A 24,622-nucleotide genomic window follows, 5' to 3' on the forward strand; every position below is an offset into this window, starting at 1 on the left:
GAAGTCGATTTCTGCGGACAGAATCGACTGTGTGAGCCCGACCGCAGGGGACGTAGGGGGCGACGGGAGGCAGCAGTGAGGACAGCGACACTGGGACCCGGGGAGCGCGCCGCGGCGCTCGACTCGATGGCCGAGCGCGAACTGGACGTGCTGGTGGTCGGCGCGGGGGTGGTCGGCGCCGGCACCGCCCTGGACGCGGCGACCAGAGGCCTGTCGACCGGGCTGGTCGAGGCGCGCGACTGGGCGTCGGGCACGTCGAGCCGTTCGAGCAAGCTGATCCACGGCGGCCTGCGCTATCTGGAGATGCTCGACTTCGCCCTCGTCAGAGAGGCGCTCAAGGAGCGCGGCCTGCTTCTGGAGCGGCTGGCCCCGCACCTCGTCAAGCCGGTGCCGTTCCTCTATCCCCTCCAGCACAAGGGCTGGGAGCGCTGGTACGCCGGGTCGGGTGTGGCGCTGTACGACGCCATGTCGGTCTCCTCGGGCCACGGACGCGGTCTGCCCGTGCACCGCCACCTCTCCCGGCGGCGCGCGCTGCGGGTGGCGCCCGCGCTGAAGAAGGACGCCCTGGTGGGCGCCCTCCAGTACTACGACGCGCAGATGGACGACGCCCGGTTCGTGACCACCCTGGTCCGCACCGCCGCCTCCTACGGTGCGCAGGTGGCCAGCAGGGCACGGGTCGTCGGGTTCCTCAGGGAGGGGGAGCGGGTCGTGGGGGCCCGGGTGCTCGACGTCGAGGGCGGCGGGGAGTACGAGATCCGCGCCCGCCAGGTGGTGAACGCCACGGGCGTGTGGACGGACGACACCCAGGCGCTGATCGGCGAGCGCGGCCAGTTCCACGTCCGCGCCTCCAAGGGCATCCACCTCGTGGTGCCGAAGGACCGCATCCACTCCACGACCGGGCTGATCCTGCGCACGGAGAAGTCCGTGCTCTTCGTCATCCCCTGGGGCCGGCACTGGATCGTCGGCACCACGGACACCGGCTGGGACCTCGACAAGGCCCACCCGGCCGCCTCCAGCGCCGACATCGACTACCTGCTGGAGCACGTCAATTCGGTCCTCGCGGTCCCTCTCACCCGTGACGACGTCCAGGGCGTGTACGCGGGGCTGCGGCCGCTCCTCGCCGGCGAGTCGGACGCCACCAGCAAGCTCTCGCGCGAGCACACGGTGGCCCACCCCGTACCGGGCCTCGTCGTGGTGGCCGGCGGCAAGTACACGACCTACCGGGTGATGGCCAAGGACGCGGTCGACGAGGCCGTGCACGCGCTCGACCAGCGGGTGGCGGCGTGCGTCACCGAGGACGTCCCGCTGCTCGGCGCCGAGGGCTACCGAGCCCTGTGGAACGCCCGGGCCAGGATCGCCGCCCGGGTGGGGCTCCATGTCGTGCGGGTCGAGCACCTGCTCAACCGCTACGGATCGATGACCGAGGAGCTGCTGGACCTGATCGCTGCGGACCCGGGGCTCGGCGAGCCGGTCGGCGGCGCGGACGACTACCTCCGCGCCGAGATCGTCTACGCGGCGTCCCACGAGGGCGCGCGCCACCTGGACGACGTCCTCACCCGCCGGACCCGGATCTCCATCGAGACCTTCGACCGCGGCACGCGTTCCGCGCGGGAGTGCGCGGAGCTGATGGCACCGGTGCTCGGCTGGGAGAAGGCGCACGTGGAGAAGGAGATCGAGCACTACGAGAAGCGGGTGGAGGCGGAGCGGGAGTCCCAGCGGCAGCCCGACGACCTCACGGCGGACGCCGCGCGCCTGGGCGCCCCGGAGATCGTGCCCCTCTGAGTCCGGCGGCCGTGCGGCGGGAGGGCGGACCGCCCGCCGCACGGGGCGCCGCCGCCGCACCGGGCGCGGAGCCCCGGGGCACGCGCCGCCGCGGGAGGACGGAGGCCGGCTTCCGACCGGCACCGGGCCCGGCCCCACCCCCGGTGATGGCATGGTGGGGGTGGCACGGTGGTGCGTGCGCACGGGAGCGGAGTGGCCCCGGGAACAGCACCCGTGCCGTGGTGAGGGACAATGGTCGCTCTGCCAGGGCGGGTTACCGCAACGAGCGGGAAGCGGCAGCGCGGGCGAAGATCAGGATCGCAGAGGGGACGCATGTCGGAGGCTGAGCAGGCGCGGGGGCCCCAGCGGAACGAGGCCGAGGGGGCCGGGTCCGCGGGCAGGGGTGAGGACTCCGCCGGCGGCGAGCGCACGTCCGGTACGCCGGACGCCGGCACCCCGGCCACGGGGGACGCGGCGGCCACGGGGAAGCCGTCGGACGGCGGCGCGGTGACGGACGCTCAGGACGGTGCCGCTGCCGGGGGCGAGGCCGCGAGCGCGAAGCGCGGCGCGGACGACGCCGCGGACGGCCCGGACGACGCCGGGTCCGGGAAGGACATGACGTCCGCTCAGACCGGTGACGCGGCACCCGGTGACCGGGCCCGCGACGCGGCTTCCGGTGACGCGGCTCGCGGCACGACCCGCGACGAGGCCGGTGACCGTGCCCGTGGCGGGGCGGCCTCGGGCACGGGCACGAGCACGGGCGACGCGCCCCGTGACGCCGCCGCCGAAGCCGCCGCGACGGGCCGGAAGGCGGAGGCGGGCCGCGACCCGCGGGCCGGCCGTGCCCCCGCCGGTGCCGCACGCGACGCGGACGCCGCCCCCGCAGCGTCCCCCGCCGCCCCGGCGGCTCCCCGCCGGACCGGTTCCGGGGCGTCGGCCGCCAAGCCCGACGAACGGCTGCTCGCCGGGCGGTACCGGCTCGGCGGCGTCCTCGGGCGCGGTGGCATGGGCACCGTGTGGCGGGCGGTCGACGAGACCCTCGGCCGCACCGTCGCCGTCAAGGAGCTCCGCTTCCCGAACGCCATCGACGAGGACGAGAAGCGCCGCCTCATCACCCGGACGCTCCGCGAGGCGAAGGCCATCGCGCGCATCCGCAACAACAGCGCGGTCACCGTCTTCGACGTCGTCGACGAGGACGACCGGCCCTGGATCGTCATGGAGCTCGTGGAGGGCAAGTCCCTCGCCGAGGTCGTGCGCGAGGACGGGGTGCTGACGCCCCGTCGTGCCGCCGAGGTCGGTCTCGCCATCCTGGACGTGCTGCGTTCCGCGCACCGCGAGGGCATCCTCCACCGCGACGTGAAGCCGTCCAACGTCCTGATCGGCAAGGACGGCCGGGTCGTCCTCACCGACTTCGGCATCGCCCAGGTCGAGGGCGACCCGTCGATCACCTCGACCGGCATGCTCGTCGGCGCGCCCTCGTACATCTCGCCCGAACGCGCCCGCGGCCACAAGCCCGGCCCCGCCGCCGACCTCTGGTCGCTGGGCGGACTGCTCTACGCGAGCGTCGAGGGCAGCCCGCCGTACGACAAGGGGTCGGCGATCGCGACGCTGACCGCCGTCATGACCGAACCGCTGGATCCCCCGAAGAACGCGGGGCCGCTCACCGACGTCATCTACGGCCTGCTCGCCAAGGATCCCGCCCAGCGCCTCGACGACGCGGGCGCCCGCGCCATGCTCACCCGCGTCGTCAACGCGCCCGCCGAGGACGACGCGGCGGAGCCCGAGCCCTCGCCGGAGCAGACCCGCGTCATCGCCCTGCCGCCCACGCCGCCCGCACCGCCCGCGGCGCCCCGGCCCTCGCCGGCCACGCCGAAGGATCCGGCGGCGGCCGACCGGGTGCGCGGAGCGCTCCGCTCGGTGCGCAACGCGGCCGCGGCCGCCAAGGCGGAGCCGCGTTCCCCCGGCCGCGCGGACGCCGCGCGGACCGCCTCCCAGGAGCCGGGCCGGCGTCCCGCGCCCGTGCGGGCGTCGATCACCGACGTGGTGCCCCGCCGGACGCTGGTCGTCATCGCCGTCGTCGCCGTGCTCGCGGTGCTGTCCACCGTCCTCGTCCTCTCCCTCGGCGACGACGGGGAGACGGGTGCCAAGGGCAGCGGCAAGGCCGGCGACGACCGGAAGGCCTCGGCCGGCGCCTCCCAGGGCGGCGACGAGCCGGCGAACGGCGGCGCCGGCAGCGGCGCGAGCCCGGACAGCGGACAGGAGCCCGGCCAGGACGGCAGCGGCGGCACCGGCCAGGAGCCCGGCGCTGACGGCGGCGACGGCGCCGACGACGGCTCGTCCGGTGACGACGGCGGCGACGGCGGCGGGACCGGCGGGGCCACGCTCCCCGAGGGGTACGCGATGGTCTCCAACGACCGCTGGCACTTCACCATGGCCATGCCCTCGGACTTCCGCCTCACCGGCATCGCGGGCCAGAACTCGGGCGGCAAGTTCAGCGTCGACGGCGGAGTGCCCCGCGTCCAGGTCGACTTCAACGACAGCCCGAAGGACGACGCCGCCGCCGCGTGGGCCGCGGCCGTCGCCGCGGTGAGCGCGAGCAGCAACGGGTACAAGCACATCGGGATACGGAAGACCGAGTACAACGGCTATCCGACCGTCGCCGACTGGGAGTTCCAGCGCAAGGAGCGAGGCCAGGTGGTCCGCATCCTGAACAGGGGATTCAAGGTCGACGCCAAGCGCGGCTACTCGATCATGATCACCTGCAGGGCCGACGAGTGGGACGGCGAGGAGTGCGAGACCCTGCGGCGCACGGCGTTCGCGACGTTCAGCCCCAAGGACTGACCGGGGCCACGTATCGTGAGTGGTCGTGGACGATACGGAGCCGTAAAGGGGCCGTTGGACGACCGGATGTGACGGCTTGACGCGGGTTCGCCCCGGGGCGGCCGGGACAGCGCGCTGTGGGGAGGCGTCGTGGAGGACTACGCGGGAAGGGTGCTCGCCGACCGTTACCGTCTGCCGTTGCCGCCGTCCGACGAGTTCGAACTGGCCGAGACACGGGCGTTCGACACGTACAGCGGCCATGAAGTCCTCGTGCGTCAGGTGCCGTTGCCCGAGGTCGTGGACGCCGAGGTGCTCGACGGCGACGGGCTCGCCGGGGCCGCCGCGCCGCGCCGGGCTCCCGGCAGGGCGACCCGGCGGCCCTCCGACCCGGCTGTCCTCCGCGCGGTCGAGGCCGCCCAGGCGGCGGCCCGCATCCCCGACCACCCGCGCCTCGACCAGGTCTTCGACGTCTTCGCCGAGGACGGTTCGCTCTGGATCGTGAGCGAGGTGGTCGACGCCCGGCCGCTGGCCGCGCTGCTCGCCGAGCGGCCGCTGAGCCCGTACCGGGCCGCCGAGGTCGCCGCCGACGTGCTTGCCGCGCTGCGGGTGCTGCACGCCCACGGCTGGACCCACCGGAACATCACCGTGCGCACGGTGCTCGTGTGCGAGGACGGCCGTGTGGTGCTCACCGGCCTGGCGTCCGGCGCCGCCGAGGAGGCTCTCTGCGGTTACGCCCCGGTCCCCGAGGACCCGGACGCGGCCCCCGGCACACCCGCCCCCGAGCAGGGCTTCGGCCCCACCCCGGACGGCCGGGACCCCGGCCACGGCCACGGCCGGGAGACGGACCCTGGCGGCCGCCCCGTGCCCGGCCGGCTCCCCGCCGCGCGGACCGGGACGGAACACCTCGCCGACGAGACGCACGGCGGCGGGTCCGGGGCCGGGGAGCTCGCGCCCGCGCGGCAGCCCCTGCTGCCGGCCCCCGTCCGGCCCGCCGGGACCGGCGGCCCGCCCGCCCTGCCGCGCCAGGGGGCCGAGGGCGCCGGGCAGGTCCCGGACGTGCGGGCCGCACGGGCCGGGGCCATCGCCGCCTACCGTGCCGGAGCCCGCGCGGCTGCCCGGATCCAGGACGAGCAGCGGTCCGGCTCGGTGCCGGCCGTGGAGCGCCCTTCCGCCGGCGGCCGCCCGGTGCAGGACGGCGTCGACCCCGACTGGTGGGCGCAGGACCCGGCCGAGCGGTACGCCGCGGTGTACGACGACGACGCGGAGGACGACGCGTACGGCGACGCGTACGACGGTCACGAGGGCGACCGCCCCGACCACGCCGACCGCCCCGACCACGACGACGACCCGCAGGACGGCCGGGACCGGCCCCGCGGCGGCGACGGAGGGCAGGAGCCCGGCCGGGCCCGTCTCGCCGGCGTCTGGCGGGACACCCCGCCGTCCGGTCACGACGGCCCCGCCCCGCTGCCCGCCGGCGGCGGCCGCCCGGCTCTGCCGGCGGCCCGTCCCGCGGCGGACTCCGCCCCCGGCGACGCGTACCGCGACGACCCCTACGGCGTGCGCCAGGCGGCCGCGGACCGGGACGCCGGACGGGGCGGCCCGGGGCGTCCGGCCCTGCCGCCCGCCCGAGCCGCGGGCGGCGGTTCCCCGGGCAGCTGGACGACCGGGAGCGACGCCCTGCGCGCCGATTCGCAGCGGGGGCGGCCCCTGCCCGGATCCGCCGGCCCGGCCCCGCAGCCGCCGGGCCGCTGGGAGGAGGTGGTGGCGGCCGCCCCGGCCGCCGTGTTCCGCGGCCCCACCACGCCGCTGGCCGCCGAGCGGGCGCGCCAGGCGAGGATCGCCGTCGTCGGCGCGGTGACCGAGCGCTGGGCGCCGGAGCAGGCCGGGCCGGTCCACGACAACTGGCAGCTGGCGGCCCCGGTCGGGCCCGCCACCGACCTGTGGGCGCTCGGCGCGCTGCTGTACCGGGCGGTCCAGGGGCACGCCCCGTACCCGGAGGACAGCGCCCACGAGCTGGTGCAGATGGTGTGCTCGGAGCCGCCCGCGTTCGCCGAGGAGTGCGGACCGCTGCGCCCGGTCGTGGAGTCCCTGCTGCGTCAGGACCCCACGGAGCGGCCCGAGTTCGAGGAACTGAGCGGCTGGCTGCGCTCGCTGGTGCGGTCCGCGCCCGAACCCGAGGCGGGCGCGGACGTGGTCCCCGTGCCGTCCGGACCGGTGGACCCGGCGCTGCTGCCCATCGTGCGGCGCCGTGGTGAGCTGGTGCGGCGGCGGCGCTTCGGAGGCAGGGAGGCGGCGCACGGACGGCACCGCCAGAAGAAGTCCAGGGGCGCCGCCCGCCCCGCGCGCGAGGAGCGGGCGCCCATGCCGCGGGCGCGCGAGGAACGACCGCCCATGCCGCGGGCGCGCGAGGAACGACCGCCCGTGCCGCGGGCGCGCGACGAACGCCTGCCGCGCGGTGCGGGGGACAGGGCGCCGCGCGCACTCGGACGCACTCTGCTGGTGCTGATCCTCCTGCTGCTGGCCGCGGCCGTCGCCTACGCCTTCCTGTTCATGCCGAAGGCGGACGAACAGGGCCCGTCGCAGGGCGCCGGCACGGGGAGCCGGCCGCCGGCCGAGGCGTCGCCGCGCCCCTCGGGCGGGGGCGGCGAGCCGTCACCGGAGGGGACGCCCGGCTCGCGGCAGCCGCAGACGTCGGCCCCGGCGGCGGACCTCCCGGACGGCTACGTGCTGCGCGAGGACATCGAGGGCTTCCGGCTGGCCGTCGACCGGACGTGGCAGCGGCGGCCGATCAACGACGCGGGCCAGGTCCGCTGGGTGGGCGGGGACTTCACGCTCATCGTGGTCCCCGGCCGGGACTCGGTGGCGGCCAACGGCGACGATCCGCTGACCTACCAGCGGGACAAGGAGCGCGAACTCCAGCCGTTCCGTGACTCCTCGTGGGCCAGCGCGACCGGGCTGCGGCGGATCGACGTGGGCAAGCAGTCCATGGCGGAGGGCCAGTTCACCTGGCAGGACAGCACGGGCCGCGAGGTCTTCGTGCGCAACCTGGCGCTCATCGTGGACGGCGCCTACCACGTGGTCCAGGTGATCGGCCCGGCCGACCAGAAGGAAAAGGTGACCGAGATCCACCAGCAGGCCACGTCCACGTATCGCGTCACCCGCTGACCCGCGGCCCGGCCTGTCCGCGGCCGGGGGTTCACCGGAGTTCCCCGGGCGGCCGGGTGGCGCAGGGGAGTTCGCCCGGAGCTCCCTTTGCGGCCTCGTCCGGGAGCGGGGGGCTCCGCCGCACCGGCCGGTGGGAGGCCCGCGGCGGCGCGGGTGCGCGGCCCATCACGCATCACGGTGCGGTCACTTGAGCGTTCCCGGGTTCCGCGCGCGTACGTCCCCTCCGTAACCTGGCACTTCAGGAAACGGGGCGGGGTACGTGGAACACACTCACAGCACGGGCACGGGACTGCTGCTCGCGGGGCGCTATCGGCTCGGCGAGAGCATCGGCCGGGGCGGCATGGGCAAGGTCTGGCGCGCGCATGATGAAGTGCTCCACCGGATCGTGGCCGTCAAGGAACTGACGGCGGGTCTGTACGTCTCGGAGGCGGACCGGCAGGTGCTGCACGCCCGCACCCAGAAGGAGGCGCGCGCCGCGGCGCGGATCAGCCACCCCGGGGTGGTCACCGTGCACGACGTGCTGGAGTACGACGGCCGTCCGTGGATCGTCATGCAGTACGTCGACGGTCCGTCGCTCGCCGACGCGGCGAAGGAGCCCGGCGGCATCGACGCCGCCCGCGCGGCCCGGATCGGCCTGGACGTGCTGCGGGCGCTGCGCGCCGCGCACGCCGCCGGGGTGCTGCACCGGGACATCAAGCCGGCCAACGTGCTGCTCGGCGACGACGGCAGGGCGCTGATCACGGACTTCGGCATCGCGGCCATAGAGGGCGACTCGACGATCACCCGGACCGGGGAGATCGTGGGTTCGATCGACTACCTGGCGCCCGAGCGGGTGCGCGGCCACGACCCGGGGCCCGCGTCGGACCTCTGGTCGCTCGGCGCGAGCCTGTACACCGCGCTGGAGGGCGAATCGCCGTTCCGGCGTTCGTCCCCGCTGTCCACGATGCAGGCCGTGGTGGCCGACGAGCCGCCCCCGCCCCGGCGGGCGCAGGACCTCGCGCCGGTCATCCTGGCGCTGCTGCGCAAGGACCCCGCCGCCCGGCCCTCCGTCGCGGAGACGGAGCGGATGCTCACCGAGGTGCTGGAGGGCCGCCGTCCCACCGCGGTGACCCGGCGGCTGCCGGCGCCCGGGGAGACCGAGCGGATCGAGGGCCCCGCCGTCGCGACCGCACCCGCGCACGGCGGGGCCGGCCTCTCCCCGGGGTTCCCCGCCGCGGCGCCGGTGCCCGGGCCCGGCACGGGCACCGTGCCCACCCGGCCGGCCGCCGTCCCGCCGCCGCGCGGCGCGCGGCTGCGCCGGTTCGCGGTCGTGGTCGTGGCGGCCGCCGTGATCGGGGCGGGGGCGGGTTTCGCGGTGCTCCAGCACGCCGGGGACGGCGGCGGAGGCGGCGAGGGCAGGGGCGCCGCGCCCACCGCCTCCGGCACTCCCGGCGGCACGGCGGACCCGGGCGGGCCGGTGGACTCCACAGTCCCCGACGGGTGGCGCAGGGTGCAGGACCCCTCGGGCTTCGCCCTGTGGGTGCCGGACGGCTGGGTGCGCCAGACCGACGGCGACCAGATCGACTACACCCCGGACAACGGGCGGCACCGCATCAGGATCAGCGTCGATCCCGCCCCGGACTTCGAGAACCCGTACATGCACATGCTCGACATGGAGGAGGGGCTGGCCGAGCGGCTGCCGCAGTACGAGCGGATCAAGCTGCGTCCGAACACCTTCCGCGACCAGACCCGGTCCGCCCTGTGGGAGTTCCGCTGGACCGAGCGGAGGGAGCACCCGGGCCCGCGCCGGGCCATCGATCAGATGTACTACGGCGACGACGGCACCGAGTACGCGCTCTACATGTCCGGCCCCGCCGACGACTGGCAGGTGACCCGGGAGCAGTTCGACATCATGCTGCGCGGCTGGCGGCCGCCCGCGAGCTGACCCGGGGGCGGGTGCCGCCGGCCGGGGGCCGTTCGCGGGGCGGGGCCGGGGTCGCCCGGGGGCCGTTCGCGGGGCGCGGTGCGTTCGCCTGCAACCGATCGCGGTCCGGTCGCCTGCAACCGACGGCGAACCGGTCGCCCGCAACCGACCGCGGCCCGTTCGCGTGCAGCCGTCCGCGGTGCGCGGTGCGGTCGCCCGTGCCCGGAGTCCGGGGCTCCGCGTGTCGCCGTCAGCCGGGTCCGGGTGCCGCCGGGGGCCTTGCGGAACAGGTGGTTCCGCAAGGCCCCCGGCGCGTCGGATCCTCCACGTCCGCGACACCTTCCCGATGGGCTGTCCGGGCCGCGGGACGGCACCGAGCCGCTGATCAGGGCTTATGTGCCAGTGATCGCTGGCGCGATGGTGAGGGCCCGGTAAAAGCTGTTACCGACGGGTACCCAAAGCGGTGATTGCGGCATACCCTCGCCCCCATGACGGACTCGCAGGCCACCGCCACCGCCACCGCCCTCGGTACCAACCCCGCCGCCGCGGCCCCCGCCGGTGCGCGCACCGCCGCCGACGTCGTGACCCCCGATCTGGTCGCCCGGCTCACCCGGGGCGTGGCCGGCTCCGGCCTGACCGTGAACCACGCGCCGTTCACCGGCGAGAAGCTGGCGGACCTGCCCGAGTCGACCCCCGAGGACGTGGCCGGCGCCTTCGAGCGCGCGCGGACCGCCCAGCGGGTGTGGGAGGCCACCCCGGTCCGGACCCGGGCCGCCGTCCTGCTGCGCTTCCACGACCTGGTCCTGGAGCGCCAGGCCGAGGTGCTCGACCTGATCCAGCTGGAGACCGGCAAGGCGCGGCTGCACGCCCACGAGGAGGTGCAGGCCGTCGCCGTCTCCGCCCGCCACTACGGCCGCAAGGCGCCCTCGTACCTGCGGCCCAGGCACCACACCGGGGTCGTCCCGGTGCTCACCAAGACCACCGAACTGCGTCAGCCGCGCGGTGTGGTGGGTCAGATCGCCCCCTGGAACTACCCGCTGGAGCTGTCCGTCGGCGACGCGCTGCCCGCGTTCGTCTCCGGCAACGCGGTCGTCATGAAGCCCGACACGGAGACCGCGCTGACCGCCCTGTGGGCGCGGGACCTGCTGATCGAGGCGGGTCTGCCGGCCGAGGTCTTCCAGGTCGTCATCGGCGAGGGCCCGGTCGTCGGACCCGAGGTCGTGAAGCACGCCGACTACGTCTCGTTCACCGGCTCCACCCGCACCGGCCGCGAGGTGGCCCAGGGCGCGGCCGCCCGCCTGGTCGGGGTCTCCCTCGAACTCGGCGGCAAGAACGCCATGCTGGTGCTGCACGACGCCGACGTGGAGAAGGCCGCCGCGGGCGCCGTCCGGGCCTGCTTCTCCTCCGCCGGCCAGCTCTGCATCTCCATCGAGCGGCTCTACGTCCACGAGTCGGTCGCCGACGACTTCGTCGAGCGCTTCGCCGCGCGGACGAGGGCCATGCGGCTCGGCAACTCCCTCGCGTACGGCGCCGACATGGGCTCCCTGGTCGGCCCCCGTCAGCTGGAGACGGTCACCCGGCACGTCGAGGAGGCCGTCGCCAAGGGCGCGACCGTCGTCACCGGCGGCGTCGCCCGCCCGGACCTCGGCCCGTACTTCTTCGAGCCCACGATCCTCGACGGCGTCGAGGCGCCGATGGCGGTCTGCGGCGAGGAGACCTTCGGGCCCGTGGTCGCGATCTACCGCTTCACCGACGAGGACGAGGTCGTCGAGCTGGCCAACGCCACTGCCTACGGCCTCAATTCGAGCGTGTGGACCAAGGACGGCCGCCGCGGCCACGCCGTCGCGGCCAAGCTGCGCACCGGCACCGTCAACATCAACGAGGGCTACGCACCCGCCTACGGAAGCGTCCAGGCGCCCATGGGCGGCATGAAGGACTCCGGCCTCGGGCGGCGCCACGGCTCCGAGGGAATCCTCAAGTACACCGAGGCGCAGACCGTCGCCCAGCAGCGGCTGATGCCGCTGGCGCCGTCGTTCGGCATGGACGACGAGGCGTACGCGAAGTTCATGAGCTTCAGCCTGAAGGCGATGAAGGCCCTGCGGCTGCGCTGATCCGCCCCGGCCCCATCGCTTCCGCCCGCACATCTGACGAGGAGAGCCATGTCCGAGGTACCCCCTGCCCGAAACCAGGACACGGACGACGACGCGTACGACTACGACGTGCTCGTCGTGGGCTCCGGCTTCGGCGGTTCGGTCTCCGCGCTGCGGCTGTCGGAGAAGGGCTACCGGGTCGGCGTGCTGGAGGCCGGGCGCCGCTTCACCCGCGACTCGCTGCCGAAGAACTCCTGGGACCTGCGCAACTACCTGTGGGCGCCCGCGCTGGGCCTCTTCGGCATCCAGCGCATCCATCTGCTCGGCAACGTGATGGTGCTGGCGGGCGCGGGCGTCGGAGGCGGCTCGCTCAACTACGCCAACACCCTCTACGTGCCGCCCGCGCCGTTCTTCAACGACCCGCAGTGGAAGGACATCACGGACTGGCAGGACGAGCTGGCGCCCTACTACGACCAGGCGCGGCGGATGCTCGGCGTCCGGCTCAACCCGACGATGACGCCCTCGGACGTGCACCTGAAGGCGACCGCCCAGGCGATGGGCGTCGGGGACTCCTTCCACATGGCCCCGGTCGGTGTGTTCTTCGGCGACGGCGACGACGCCGACGGCGCGGCGAAGGCCCGGCCCGGCCAGGAGGTGGCGGACCCGTACTTCGGCGGGGCCGGCCCCTCCCGGAAGGCGTGCACCGAATGCGGCGAGTGCATGACGGGCTGCCGCCACGGCGCGAAGAACACCCTCAACGAGAACTATCTCTACCTCGCCGAGCAGGCGGGTACCGAGGTGCACCCGATGACCTCGGTCGTGTCGGTCTCCGAGGACGGGCGCGGCGGCTTCGCCGTGGCGACCCTGCCCAGCGACAAGCGGCGCAAGGGGAAGGGCCGTACGTTCACCGCGCGCCGGGTCGTCGTCGCGGCCGGCACCTACGGGACGCAGACCCTGCTGCACCGGATGAAGGACACCGGTCTGCTGCCCCGGCTGTCCGCCCGGCTCGGCGAGCTGACCCGCACCAACTCCGAGGCGCTGGTGGGCGCGCAGACCGACAACCGGCGCTACCGCAAGCGCCACGGCGCGGCGAAGGTCGACTTCACCCGCGGTGTGGCGATCACGTCCTCGATCCACCCCGACGCCGACACCCACATCGAGCCGGTCCGCTACGGGCGGGGGTCGAACGCCATGGGCGGCATGACCGTCCTCCAGGTGCCCTTCCGGGCCAGGGGCCGGGTCGCGGGCTGGTTCGGCAACATGGCCCGGCACCCCTGGCTCGCCGTCCGGGCGCTGTCGAACCGCCGCTGGTCGGAGCGGACCATCATCGGTCTCGTCATGCAGTCGCTCGACAACTCGCTGACCACGTACCGCAAACCGAACGGCCTCGGCAAGGGCCTGCTCACCGCCCGCCAGGGCCACGGCGCGCCCAACCCGACGCAGATCCCCGAGGCGACCCGCGCCGCGAGCCTGCTCGCCGAGGAGATCAACGGCTTCGCCGGCTCCAACATCGGCGAGCTGATGGGCACCCCGCTGACGGCGCACTTCCTCGGCGGCTGCCCGATCGGGGCCGACGCCGCGTCGGGCGTCATCGACCCGTACCACCGGCTCTACGGGCACCCGGGGATCACGGTCGTGGACGGCTCGGCCGTCTCCGCCAACCTCGGCGTCAATCCGTCGCTGACCATCACGGCGCAGGCGGAGCGGGCGATGTCCTTCTGGCCCAACAAGGGCGAACGGGACCCGAGGCCGGAGCAGGGCGAGGCCTACGAGCGTCTGGCGCCGGTCGAGCCCATGGCGCCTTCGGTCCCGGCGGAGGCGTTCGGCGCGCTCAGGCTGCCCTTCCTGGGGATGCCGGCCGTGCCGCCGAGGAAGCAGGAGCAGGACGGCAGCCCGCTGCCGGAGCCGGTGCAGAAGGAGCCCGCGCGGCAGCAGTCCGCGCCGAGCGAGCCGACCGGGCCGGCGTAGGCGCGTGGGGGTGGGGGTGGGCGCGGCGGCCCGGGAACGCACGAAGGCCGCTGCACCCCCCTCCGAGTGCAGCGGCCTTGTGGCCTGCGTACGGTCCTGCGCGCGTGGCGTCCGGAAGACCGTTGTTACGCATGCATGACCTGTGACCAGTGGGAATGGTTGTCCTCCGGAACGCGATTCGCGGTGTGACGTGGATCACTTCGCGGGCGAGGGGGATCCGGGCCGCCGCCGCGGACAGAAGAGGAAAGGCGGAAGGCCCCGCGGGCAGTGGCCGCGGGGCCTTCCGCGGCACCGGCGTCAGGGCAGCGCCGGTGCCGGAGCGCGGCGCCGGGGGGTGGCGCCGCGATGGGCGGGCCGCGTTCCGGGCGGACCGGAAGCGCTGCGGAAGCGGCCGATGGCTGGTGTGGCGGATGCGCGGAGCGGGACCTCCGTGCCGGGACCCTGTGGAGCGGACCGGATGCGGCCGGCGCCGGGCGTCCCCGGGGCCGACCGCTCTTGGGGTGACCGGGCTGCTGTCCCCTGCCGACCGGTCACGCACGCTGGTGCGAGGTCCCACGGCGCACCGTCGGTGCGCCACACGCCCCAGCGGAGCCACGCGTGGTTTTCCTGCGAGGCCCGCCCCTGGATGGCACGGACATCCAGATCAACGAGGCCCGCCCGCGCACGTCACGCGCCGCACGGGTGAGGGGGCACCCGAACGCAGGTGCGCGGCGTACGCCCTGGTCACGCCCTGCGGCGCCCGGCGGGCGCCCGGACCCTCAGACGCGGCCCCGGCAGAGCTCCAGCAGCGTCATCGCGAGGGAGGTGCCCGGCTTCCCGAGGGCGTCCCTGTAGTGGGCCAGCACCTCCAGCTCGCGGGCCAGGTTCACGCGGCGGCCGCCGGACGCGATCCGGGCGTCCTGGATGACCGCCGAGACGGCCATCCGTTCCTGGATCAGGCCGATGATCCGGTCGTCGAGCGCGTCGATGCGGTCGCGCGCGCCGGTGATCACCTCGGCGGCGCCGTCGGTGCGGGCGCCGGTCCGGTCGAGTACCTCGGTCATGGGGATCTCCTCTGTGTCGGGACACTGTGCGGATGCTGTGTCGGGACTCTGCTTCGGGAGGAGCCGCTGACCGGCAGGGCCGGGAAAGCCGAAGCGCCCCGGGCCTGTCGGCCCGGGGCGCCTGGGAAGTCGCTGTCTGAAGCTAGGCAGCACGACCATGGCAGCCGGACGGGCCGGTGCCATAGGTAAAGACGAAGGTCAGCTGCTTCTGCATGCGGACAGTATGGACCCGGCCCCGTACCGGGCCAAAGCCGGGTTCGGATGGTGAGACGAAAAGAGGGCGCGGGGCCCCCGGTAGAATCGACAGATACCGACCCTCACTCCCACCGCCGGAAGGCCGCCAGTGTCATCAGCGTCTCCCGCTGCCGCGCCCGCATCGCACCCGGACACCGTCCTCGTAGTCGACTTCGGCGCCCAGTACGCACAGCTCATCGCCCGCCGCGTCCGCGAGGCCCGGGTATACAGCGAGATCGTCCCGTCCACGATGCCCGTGGAGGAGATGCTGGCCAGGAACCCCCGCGCGATCATCCTCTCCGGCGGCCCGTCGTCCGTGTACGCGGAGGGCGCCCCGCGCCTCGACCGCGCGATCTTCGACGCCGGCGTCCCGGTCTTCGGCATGTGCTACGGCTTCCAGCTGATGGCCACCACCCTCGGCGGCACCGTCGACAACACCGGCGCCCGAGAGTACGGCCGCACCCCGCTGCACGTCAGCAAGCCCGGGTCGACCCTCTTCGAGGGCACCCCGGCCGAGCAGCCGGTGTGGATGTCCCACGGCGACGCCTGCTCGGCGGCGCCCGAGGGCTTCACCGTCACCGCCTCCACCGACGTGGTCCCCGTCGCCGCCTTCGAGAACGACGAGAAGAAGCTCTACGGCGTCCAGTACCACCCCGAGGTGCTGCACTCCACCCACGGCCAGCAGGTCCTGGAGCACTTCCTCTACCGGGGCGCCGGCATCGAGCCCACCTGGACGACCGGCAACGTCATCGAGGAGCAGGTCGAAGCCATCCGCGCCCAGGTCGGCAGCAAGCGGGCCATCTGCGGGCTCTCCGGCGGCGTCGACTCCGCCGTGGCCGCCGCCCTCGTCCAGAAGGCCATCGGCTCCCAGCTGACCTGCGTCTACGTCGACCACGGCCTGATGCGCAAGGGCGAGACCGAGCAGGTCGAGAAGGACTTCGTCGCCTCCACCGGCGTCAACCTCAAGGTCGTCGACGCGCAGGACCGCTTCCTCGCCGCGCTCGCCGGAGTCTCCGACCCCGAGACCAAGCGCAAGATCATCGGCCGCGAGTTCATCCGGGTCTTCGAGCAGGCCCAGGCCGAGATCGTGGCCGAGGGCGCCGCCGACGGCGAGCAGGTCGCCTTCCTCGTGCAGGGCACCCTCTACCCCGACGTCGTCGAGTCCGGCGGTGGCACCGGCACCGCCAACATCAAGTCCCACCACAACGTCGGCGGCCTCCCCGAGGACCTGGAGTTCGAGCTCGTCGAGCCGTTGCGCCAGCTGTTCAAGGACGAGGTCCGGATGGTCGGCCAGGAACTCGGCCTGCCGGACGAGATCGTCCAGCGCCAGCCGTTCCCGGGGCCCGGCCTCGGCATCCGGATCGTCGGCGACGTCACCAGGGAGCGCCTCGACCTCCTGCGGGAGGCGGACGCCATCGCCCGCGAGGAGCTCACCGCGGCCGGCCTCGACCGGGAGATCTGGCAGTGCCCGGTCGTCCTGCTCGCCGACGTCCGCAGCGTCGGCGTCCAGGGCGACGGCCGCACCTACGGCCACCCGATCGTGCTGCGCCCGGTCTCGTCCGAGGACGCCATGACCGCGGACTGGACGCGGATGCCGTACGAGGTGCTGGCCCGGATCTCGACCCGGATCACCAACGAGGTGGCCGACGTGAACCGCGTCGTGCTGGACGTCACCAGCAAGCCGCCGGGCACCATCGAGTGGGAGTGAGCTCCCCGCAGCCCCGCCGGCGCCGCCGCCCCGACTCCCGGAGCGGCGGCGCCGCCGTCTTCCCCGGCACCTTTCCGCCCCGCCGGGAGCGGCTGTACCGTCCCTGCCACGGACCGTGGCGCCTTCCAGGTGAGCGGCACGGCCCACCCGTACGTAAGGTCGGTTGACGGGCCAACTGAAGGCGGGACCAGCGATGACACACTCCTACCGGCCGGCAGCGGCCGACGGCACCCCCGGCGACGGCGCACGCGGCTGGAAGGCGTGGGCCACGGCCCACGCGCTGCTGCCGCTGCGGCTCTTCCTCGGCATCACCTTCGTCTACGCGGGCATCGACAAGCTGACCGACAGCGCGTTCCTGTCGGCGAGCGGCCCCGGTTCCATCGGCGCGCTGATGGAGGGGGTGCGCGACAGCTCCGCCGTGCCGGGCCTGGTCGACCTCGCGCTGAACGATCCCGAGGGCTTCGGATACGCCATCGCCTTCGGGGAGCTCGCCGTCGGCATCGGCACGCTGGCCGGACTGCTGGCCCGGGTCGCCGCGCTCGGCGGAGCGCTCATCTCGCTGAGCCTGTGGCTGACCGTCAGCTGGCAGAGCGACCCGTACTACTACGGGAACGACCTCGTCTATCTGATGGCCTGGCTGCCGCTGGTGCTGGCGGGCGCGGACCGTTTCTCCGCCGACGCCTTCCTGCGCGCCCGGCGGCGCCGCACGCCGTAGTGCAGGCTCCCCGCGCACGCGGCCAGGCCCAGACCGCCGAAGACGACCGGCAGGGCGACGAACCACGGGACGTGCCACGCGCCCGCGGAGTCCCCCGCGTAGAGGCCCGCGCAGGTCAGCACGGAGAGGCCGGCGATCAGCCTGCCGGGCCGGAACCCGTGCAGGAACTCATGGTGCGACACGGTCCACCTCCACCTGGCCGAGCGTCACGTCCAACTCCAGTCGCAGCGTCCCCGACGGCCCGGCGTCCCGGGGCGGTTCCAGGGTCTCGCGCACCGTCACGCCCGGTCCGGAGCCGCCGTTCGCACCCGACGGCAGCCGGATGTCGCCGAGGCCGACTCCGGCGTCCAGCACCACCGTGGCGTCGTGGGGGACGACGACCCTGAGGACCCCGAGGCCGACCTCGGCCCGGGTGGACACCGTCGTGCCGGCCGGCACGTCCAGGGCGCCGAGATCCAGGGTGGCGGTGCCCGAGCCCAGTTCGTGGGAGGGCGCCAGGGCCGCGGCCGACGCCGGCCGCCAGGTCCGTTCGCCGAACGTCGTGCTGATGTTCGGGGGCAGCGCCGACGCCCCCGCCAGCAGGCAGGCCGCCACCATCGTCAGCAGCACGGTGCCGAAGCCGGTGCGGCCGAGGAAGCTGCTCACCACGAGGCCCGCGCCGAGCACGGCGAGGGCGGCGACCAGACCGATCTGGAGGCTCGCGCCCAGCGGCCGGCCGTCCCAGCTCGCCGCCGTGCCCGCCGCTCCCGCGAGGATCGCCAGGGTCACGACCGCGCCGCCGATGCCGCGCCGCCCCCAGGGCTGCTGCGGCGCCGCCGGGTGCCGGTCGCGGTCCCGCGCGGCCGGACCGGACGCGACCGCGTCCGCCGGACCCCACAGGTAGCCGGCGGCCACCGGCCCCGTGGTGCCGTCCTTCAGGATCGGGTCGCGCCACCACGAGGGGCCGTCGGGCGAGGGCGGCGCCTTGGTCTCGGGCGGCGCCTCCGCCACCGTCTGGGCGGTCGCCGGGTCCAGCGGGGCGCCGTCCGGCGACGCCGCCCTGCGGCGCAGCGACCAGACGGCGACGCCGGCGGTGGCCAGCGACAGCATCGAGGCGAAGGCGAGCATGTCGGCGTTGCTCAGTGTGGTGAGCAGCAGCCCGCTGCCGATGAGGGCGAGCAGGACGGCGCTCAGCGAGGCCCGGTCGACCCGTCCCGAGAGCATCCGCCGGAACTCGTTCTCGTCCTCGTCGTCGGCGGGAATCAGCAGCCAGGCGAAGCCGTAGAAGATCAGGCCCGTGCCGCCGGTCGCGGAGAGCACGGCGACCGCGATGCGGAAGATGACCGGATCGACGTCGCAGTGCCGGCCGAGCCCGCCGCAGACTCCCGCGACCATCTTCGAGCGCGGGGTGCGGCGCAGCGTCTGCGGCGGCTCCGGCTCCTGGGGGGGAACGGGCGGCGCGGTGGTCGGCTGGCTCATGTCTCCATGGTGACGGCCGCGGGGCCCCGTGGGCAGCCGCCCCGACCCTGGCCCTTCCCTGATATTGCCGCCGGGGCGGGACGTGCGGCGGACGCCGGCGAGGCACGTCTCCGGTCCGCCGGGGCCCGGACTCCCCGGTGCCCGCCCTGCCGCGGCGCCTGTGCCCCTGAGGCGGGGGAGACGAGGCAGGAGGGGCGAAGCAGGGAGGCGAGGCGGGAGGGGCGGACCCGGCCCGGTGCCGCGGGCCCGGTCGCGTCCGGGGCCGGATCGGGTCGCGCGTCCCCGGGTCCGTCTCAGGGGCGGATTAAGGGACTGCCCTGATGCCCCCCGCCCCGCCGCCGTGGAACCATCGGGACATGCCAGTCGCCACCCGTCCGCCCGAGGCCGAAGAGCCGGCGGTCCGCAAGCTGTACCGCAGCGCCGACGGACGGCTGCTCGGCGGTGTCGCGCGCGGCCTCGCCGGGCACCTGGGCCTGCCGGTCGTCTGGGTGCGGCTGGTGTTCCTGGTGCTGTTCATGGCGGACGGACTCGGGGCGCTGCCGTACGCGGTGTTCTGGATCGTCGTGCCGCTGGGCGTCGGCGGACGGGCCGGGGGCCGCCCGCTGTTCGAGGCCACGCCCGACGGCCGGCGGCGGCTGCGCAAGCCGGACAAGGGACAACTCCTGGCGCTCGGAGCCCTGTTCGTCGGCGGCGCGATCTTCGTCGACAACCTGGAGCGGAACAGCACCAACCGCTATGTCGTGCCGATCCTGCTGATCGGTGCCGGTGTGGTGCTGGTCTGGCGGCAGGCGGACAACGCCCGCCGGGCCAGCTGGACGCCGCCGGCGTCCGGGACGGGGCCGCGGCGGCTGATCCCCCTCGTGCGGGTCCTCGCCGGCGTCGCGCTCGCGGTGACGGGCCTGACGGTCTTCGTCGTGGTCCGCGGGTCGGCCGCGCAGCTCGGGTCGGTGCTGACCGCGGTGATCGCCGTCGTCGCCGGCGTCGCCCTGCTGGCCGGCCCCTGGCTGGTGCGGATGACCCAGGACCTCTCCGAGGAGCGGACGATGCGCATCCGTGCCCAGGAGCGCGCGGAGGTGGCCGCCCACGTCCACGACTCGGTCCTGCACACCCTGACCCTGATCCAGCGCAACGCCGAGGACCCGGGCGAGGTGCGGCGGCTGGCCCGCGCCCAGGAGCGGGAGCTGCGGAACTGGCTCTACAAGCCCGAGGGCACCGGCAAGGACGACGAGGAGGAACCGGATTCGCTCGCGGAGGCGGTGAAGCGGACCGCGGCCGAGGTCGAGGACAAGCACGGAGTGCCCGTGGAGGTCGTCGTCGTGGGCGACTGCCCGCTCGACGAGCGGCTGACGGCGCAGATGCAGGCCGCGCGCGAAGCGATGGTCAACGCCGCCAAGTACGGTGGATCGGGAGGCGCCGTCCAGGTCTTCGCGGAAGTCGAACCGCGGTCGGTCTTCGTCTCGGTCCGGGACCGGGGCCCCGGTTTCGACCTGGACGCGGTGCCCGGTGACAGGATGGGCGTACGAGAGTCGATCATCGGCCGGATGCAGCGCAACGGCGGTACGGCACGGCTCCGCTCGGTGCCCGGCGGGGGGACCGAGGTGGAGCTCGAGATGGAGAGGGCTGACGCATGACCGAGGCTGCTGGAGAGAGCGCCGAGCGGCGGGTGCGGGTGGTGCTCGTCGACGACCACCGGATGTTCCGCGCGGGGGTGCAGGCCGAGATCGGGCAGACGGAGACCACCGGCGTCGAGGTGGTCGGCGAGGCCGCCGACGTGGACCAGGCCGTCACCGTCATCACCGCGACCCGGCCCGAGGTGGTGCTGCTGGACGTGCACCTGCCCGGCGGCGGCGGGGTGGAGGTGCTGCGCCGCTGCGCGACGCTGATGGCCGCCGGGCAGCATCCGGTGCGTTTCCTCGCGCTCTCCGTGTCCGACGCGGCGGAGGACGTGATCGGGGTGATCCGCGGCGGTGCCCGCGGCTATGTCACCAAGACGATCACCGGCGCCGACCTGGTGGACTCGGTCTTCCGGGTGCAGGAGGGCGACGCCGTCTTCTCGCCGCGGCTGGCCGGCTTCGTGCTGGACGCGTTCGCGTCCACGGACGCGGTGCCGGTGGACGAGGACCTGGACCGGCTGACCCAGCGCGAGCGGGAGGTGCTGCGGCTGATCGCCCGGGGGTACGCGTACAAGGAGATCGCCAAGCAGCTGTTCATCTCGGTGAAGACGGTCGAGTCCCATGTCTCGGCGGTGCTGCGGAAGTTGCAGCTGTCCAACCGGCATGAGCTGACCCGCTGGGCCACGGCGCGCCGGCTCGTCTGAGCGGCGGCGCCCCGCCCCGCTCGTCCGCGCACCGCCCCGCTTCCGTCCGCGCCGCGCCGCGCTGCGCCGCGCCCCGCCTCGCCTCGCTTTCGCCGCGCCCCGCTTCGTCCGCGGGGCGGCGTCAGCCGACGCGGGTGGCGCCGGCGAACGGCATCTCGTCGATCGGCGCGATGCGTACGGGGGCGCCGGGCCGGGGGGCGTGGATCATCCGGCCGTCGCCGATGTAGAGGCCGACGTGGCTGACGCCGGAGTAGAAGAACACCAGGTCTCCGGGGGCCAGTTGGGAGCGCGCCACCCGGCGGCCCGCGTCGATCTGGGTGTAGGTGGTGCGCGGCAGGGAGACTCCGGCCGCCTTCCAGGCGGCCTGCGTCAGCCCCGAGCAGTCGTACGCGCCCGGGCCGGTGGCGCCCCAGACGTAGGGCTTCCCCAGCGCCCCGTAGGCGTAGGCGATGGCCTGCGCCGCCCTGCTGCCGGGCGCGGCCGCGGGGGCCCGGTCGCGGTCGGAGCGGTCGGCGCGCGCCGGTTCGGCGGTACCGCGCTCGTAGGCCGAGCGCTGCTCGGCGGTGAGCCGGGCCAGCAGGCGTTCGGCGGCCGCGAGCCGGTTCTGCACGGTGCCCTTGTGGCGGGAGAGTTCGCGTCGGTGCTCGTCGAGTTCCGCGAACCGCTTGCCCGCCTCGGCCCGCAGCCCGGCGATCCCGGTGAGATGCCGCCGGACGTCGGCGACGGCACGGGCCTGCCGGTCGCCGACCCGCTCGGCCAGGGAGGCCCGCTCCAGGTAGGTGTCGGGGTCCGAGGTCAGCGCGAGCCGGAGTCCGGGGTCGATGCCGTCCGAGCGGTACTGGGCGGTCGCGAACGCGCCGAGGGCGTCGCGGGAGGCGCCCAGCTGCTCGGTGCTGCGGGCGGCCCGGTCGCGGAGTGCGTCGAGGGCCTCGCGGGCCGTGTCCGTCCGCTCCTTGGCGCCGTTGTACTTCTCGGTGGCCGCCTCGGCCTGCTGGTAGAGGTCGTCGACCTGGGCCTTGATCTGGGCGGGGGTGAGGCGCGGTTCCGCGTGGGCGAGGCCGCTCGACGCGGTGGCGGCCGCGCCCGCGAGGGCCAGGGCGGCGGCGGTGCGGGCGGCGGGTCCGGCGAGCGGGCGCTGCTGGGGTTTCCGGTGGGGGCTTCGGTGCGGCTTTCGGTGCGCTGCCACGGTGGCGCCGTTCCTTCCGTCGTCCGTCCGCCGGTGCTGCGGTCCGGCGGCACGCCGCACGGGGGAGCGGGCATGCCGCCGGACCTTCGGCGGAGGCGGCCGTGCCGCCCGGCTGCACGGCGGCGGTGGGAGCGGCCACCTGGGGTGAGACGCTAGCCGCGGCCGTTACCGGAGCGAGACCTCGGGAACGCAACTGCTCGAAGCTGCCCGCTGCTGTCCGTTTTCCTCCGCTCTGTCGGCCGTCGGACGGTGCGGTGCACCCCGTCTCCTGACCGAACTCCGTGAGGGAGGGACCCGGCGCCGGGACCGGTGATATAGGAGGCATAGGCTCCGCCGCATGGACGTACTCATCAATGTCTTCGTCGCCCTGCACGTCATCGGCATCGCCTCGCTGCTGGGCGGCTTCCTGACCCAGATGAAGGCGATGGGGGCGGGGACGGCGCGCTTCACCCCGGCCATGCTGCACGGCGCGCTGACGATGCTGGTCACGGGTGTCGCGCTGGTCGGCCTCAACCAGGCCGACGACCAGGCGGTGAACAACATCAAGATCGGCGTCAAGCTGGCCGTGCTCGTCGTCGTCCTCGGCCTGGTCTACGTCAAGCGCGACGAGGAGCGGGTCGACAAGGCGGTCTTCGGCGCCGTCGGCGCACTGACCGTCGCCAACGTCTTCATCGCGACGCTCTGGACCTGAGTTTCGCGACGAGTGCACGACAGGGGGGCGGCGGCCGGTGAGGCCGCCGCCCCGTGTCGTGCGCCGAGCCGGGCGCACCCGGGCCGGACGCGCCGGCCCGGCCCGGGTCAGACCGGGCGGACGCTGCCGTAGATCGGCATGTAGTAGATGGACTCCTCGCGCACGTTCGCCCCGGGCTTGGGGGCGTGGATCATCATGCCGTCGCCGATGTAGATGCCGACGTGGCTGATGTCGTCGTAGAAGAAGACCAGGTCACCGGGGAGCAGGTCGGACGTCGCCACCCGCTTGCCGACCTCCACCTGGTCCCAGGTGGTGCGCGGCAGGTCGACCCCGGCCGCCTTCCAGGCCGCCTGCGTCAGCCCGGAGCAGTCGTACGAGCTGGGGCCGGTCGCGCCCCAGACGTACGGCTTGCCGATCTGGGCGCGGGCGAAGGCGAGCACCTTGTCGGCCTTGGCCGTGTAGCCGCCGTCGGTCGTGCCGCCGTCGGTCCCGGTGGAGGGCTGCTGCCGCTCCCGCTCCTCGCGGGCCGCCTCGGCCTCGGCGGCGGCGCGTGCCTCGGCCTCCGCCTTCGCCTTCTCCTCCGCCTTGCGGCGGGCCTCCTCCTCCTTCTTGCGCTCGGCGGCCGCCAGCCGGGCCTTCTCCTCGGCCGTGAGGCGGTCGAGGAGCGTGCGGGCCTGGGTGAGCTTGGCCTGCACGGTCTGCTTGCTCGTGCGCAGCGCCTGCTGGGACTCGGTGAGCTCCCGGAGCTGCTTGCCGGCCTCCGCCCGCTGCACGGCCGCGGCGGCGCGCTGCTCCTCGTAGTCCCGCACGGCCGTCCGCTGCTGGTCGGTCATCCGGCCCATCAGCTGCGACTGGTCGAAGTACGCCTGGGGGCTGTCGGCGAACATCAGCGCGGCGGTCGGGGTGACCGCGCCGGTCCGGTACTGCGCGGCGGCGAACGAACCGAGCGCGCGGCGCGACTCGTTGAGCCGCTCGGCGCGGGTGGCCGCCTGGTCGAGGAGGGTGTCGACCTCGCGCTGCTTCTCGGCCGTGGACTCCTTGGCCTTGTTGTACTCCTGCGTGGCGCTGCCGGCCTGCCGGTAGAGGTCGTCGACCTTCTTCTGCACCTCCTCGATGGAGGGCTTCGGGTCGTTCGGCGAGGCGGTGGCGCTCTGCGTCGACAGGAGGGTGATGCCCGCGAGGGCGGCCGTCGTGAACCCGACGGCGGGGGAGGTCCTGGTGGTGCGGGTGCGGATCCTGCGATGCGACGCCAAGGCCGGCATCTCCTTCTTCCGTGGACCGCCTACCGGGTTAGCTGTCGGGTTCGGGCGAACGGAAGGTGCCCTACGGGCCGTGCGGACACGGCCCGATTCACCCCGGTGGTGCGTGTGTGGGTCCCCGGTTCCGAACTGCCCAGCGGCCAGCACGGATTCGGCGCAGTCGACCCGTTCGGCGCGGTTCGCCGGGAGGGATGCGGGCCGTCTGGTCGAGCACGCTAGCCAATTCGTGCGCGTGCTGTGAAGGTTGATGTTCGATATGTCCGATACATTTTCGTGACCTTCTTCGCCGGGGCCGGGGTCGTGG

15 protein-coding genes and 1 riboswitch are annotated in these 24,622 nt (G+C 74.6%); of the genes, 11 read left to right on the top strand and 4 right to left on the bottom strand.

Features of this window, described 5'->3' with window-relative positions:
• Positions 1-75 precede the first annotated feature (75 nt).
• The 6 genes from IAG43_RS19100 to IAG43_RS19125 all read left to right on the top strand — a co-directional run bounded on the left by IAG43_RS19100 (position 76) and on the right by IAG43_RS19125 (position 13,707).
• The gene (locus tag IAG43_RS19100; RefSeq protein ID WP_187741914.1) at positions 76-1,782 is read left to right on the top strand and encodes a glycerol-3-phosphate dehydrogenase/oxidase; all 1,707 of its coding nucleotides are present in this window, start codon (positions 76-78) and stop codon (positions 1,780-1,782) included.
• A gap of 312 nt (positions 1,783-2,094) precedes the next feature.
• Positions 2,095-4,602: a serine/threonine-protein kinase gene (locus IAG43_RS19105; protein ID WP_187741915.1), complete on the top strand. Its 2,508-nt coding sequence runs from the start codon at positions 2,095-2,097 to the stop codon at positions 4,600-4,602.
• Between the two features lie 129 nt (positions 4,603-4,731).
• Positions 4,732-7,746: a protein kinase gene (locus IAG43_RS19110; protein ID WP_187741916.1), complete on the top strand. Its 3,015-nt coding sequence runs from the start codon at positions 4,732-4,734 to the stop codon at positions 7,744-7,746.
• 259 nt (positions 7,747-8,005) lie between these two features.
• Positions 8,006-9,670 carry a serine/threonine-protein kinase gene (locus tag IAG43_RS19115; RefSeq protein ID WP_187741917.1) on the top strand — a complete coding sequence of 555 codons (1,665 nt, stop codon included), beginning with the start codon at positions 8,006-8,008 and terminating at the stop codon, positions 9,668-9,670.
• 467 nt (positions 9,671-10,137) lie between these two features.
• Positions 10,138-11,760: a succinic semialdehyde dehydrogenase gene (locus tag IAG43_RS19120; RefSeq protein WP_187741918.1), complete on the top strand. Its 1,623-nt coding sequence runs from the start codon at positions 10,138-10,140 to the stop codon at positions 11,758-11,760.
• 48 nt (positions 11,761-11,808) lie between these two features.
• Positions 11,809-13,707 (top strand): GMC oxidoreductase, encoded by a 1,899-nt coding sequence (locus tag IAG43_RS19125; protein ID WP_246574425.1) that lies wholly within the window; start codon positions 11,809-11,811, stop codon positions 13,705-13,707.
• A gap of 758 nt (positions 13,708-14,465) precedes the next feature.
• Here IAG43_RS19125 and IAG43_RS19130 read toward each other — a convergent pair.
• On the bottom strand, positions 14,466-14,750 hold the full coding sequence (locus tag IAG43_RS19130) for a chorismate mutase (RefSeq protein WP_187741919.1): 285 nt from the start codon (positions 14,748-14,750) through the stop codon (positions 14,466-14,468).
• A gap of 343 nt (positions 14,751-15,093) precedes the next feature.
• Between IAG43_RS19130 and guaA the strand changes: the two genes are divergently transcribed.
• Both guaA and IAG43_RS19140 read left to right on the top strand, forming a co-directional pair.
• Positions 15,094-16,692 (top strand): glutamine-hydrolyzing GMP synthase, encoded by a 1,599-nt coding sequence (gene guaA, locus IAG43_RS19135; RefSeq protein ID WP_187741920.1) that lies wholly within the window; start codon positions 15,094-15,096, stop codon positions 16,690-16,692.
• A gap of 193 nt (positions 16,693-16,885) precedes the next feature.
• Positions 16,886-17,407 (top strand): DoxX family protein, encoded by a 522-nt coding sequence (locus tag IAG43_RS19140; protein ID WP_187741921.1) that lies wholly within the window; start codon positions 16,886-16,888, stop codon positions 17,405-17,407.
• A 168-nt stretch (positions 17,408-17,575) separates the two neighbouring features.
• Here IAG43_RS19140 and IAG43_RS19145 read toward each other — a convergent pair whose 3' ends face one another.
• Entirely contained in the window at positions 17,576-18,865 is a 1,290-nt protein-coding gene (locus tag IAG43_RS19145; RefSeq protein WP_187741922.1) for a PspC domain-containing protein, read from the bottom strand.
• A gap of 356 nt (positions 18,866-19,221) precedes the next feature.
• Here IAG43_RS19145 and IAG43_RS19150 point away from each other — a divergent pair, with 356 nt between their 5' ends.
• Both IAG43_RS19150 and IAG43_RS19155 read left to right on the top strand, forming a co-directional pair.
• Positions 19,222-20,496: an ATP-binding protein gene (locus tag IAG43_RS19150; protein WP_187741923.1), complete on the top strand. Its 1,275-nt coding sequence runs from the start codon at positions 19,222-19,224 to the stop codon at positions 20,494-20,496.
• Positions 20,493-21,182 carry a LuxR C-terminal-related transcriptional regulator gene (locus IAG43_RS19155; RefSeq protein WP_187741924.1) on the top strand — a complete coding sequence of 230 codons (690 nt, stop codon included), beginning with the start codon at positions 20,493-20,495 and terminating at the stop codon, positions 21,180-21,182. Before IAG43_RS19150 ends, IAG43_RS19155 begins: the two co-directional genes overlap by 4 nt.
• Positions 21,183-21,303: 121 nt before the next feature.
• On the opposite strand, the gene IAG43_RS19160 is transcribed toward IAG43_RS19155, so the two are convergent.
• Complete coding sequence (locus IAG43_RS19160; RefSeq protein ID WP_187741925.1) at positions 21,304-22,368, bottom strand: C40 family peptidase; 1,065 nt, start codon at positions 22,366-22,368, stop codon at positions 21,304-21,306.
• 337 nt (positions 22,369-22,705) lie between these two features.
• Between IAG43_RS19160 and IAG43_RS19165 the strand changes: the two genes are divergently transcribed.
• Positions 22,706-23,059: a hypothetical protein gene (locus IAG43_RS19165; RefSeq protein ID WP_187741926.1), complete on the top strand. Its 354-nt coding sequence runs from the start codon at positions 22,706-22,708 to the stop codon at positions 23,057-23,059.
• A gap of 107 nt (positions 23,060-23,166) precedes the next feature.
• On the opposite strand, the gene IAG43_RS19170 is transcribed toward IAG43_RS19165, so the two are convergent.
• Positions 23,167-24,321, bottom strand: coding sequence for a C40 family peptidase (locus IAG43_RS19170; protein ID WP_187741927.1), 1,155 nt, complete (start codon positions 24,319-24,321; stop codon positions 23,167-23,169).
• A gap of 2 nt (positions 24,322-24,323) precedes the next feature.
• A riboswitch (cyclic di-AMP (ydaO/yuaA leader) is annotated at positions 24,324-24,485 on the bottom strand.
• Between the last annotated feature and the right edge of the window lie 137 nt (positions 24,486-24,622).

This window comes from Streptomyces genisteinicus (assembly GCF_014489615.1).
In the GTDB taxonomy this organism is placed as follows: domain Bacteria; phylum Actinomycetota; class Actinomycetes; order Streptomycetales; family Streptomycetaceae; genus Streptomyces; species Streptomyces genisteinicus.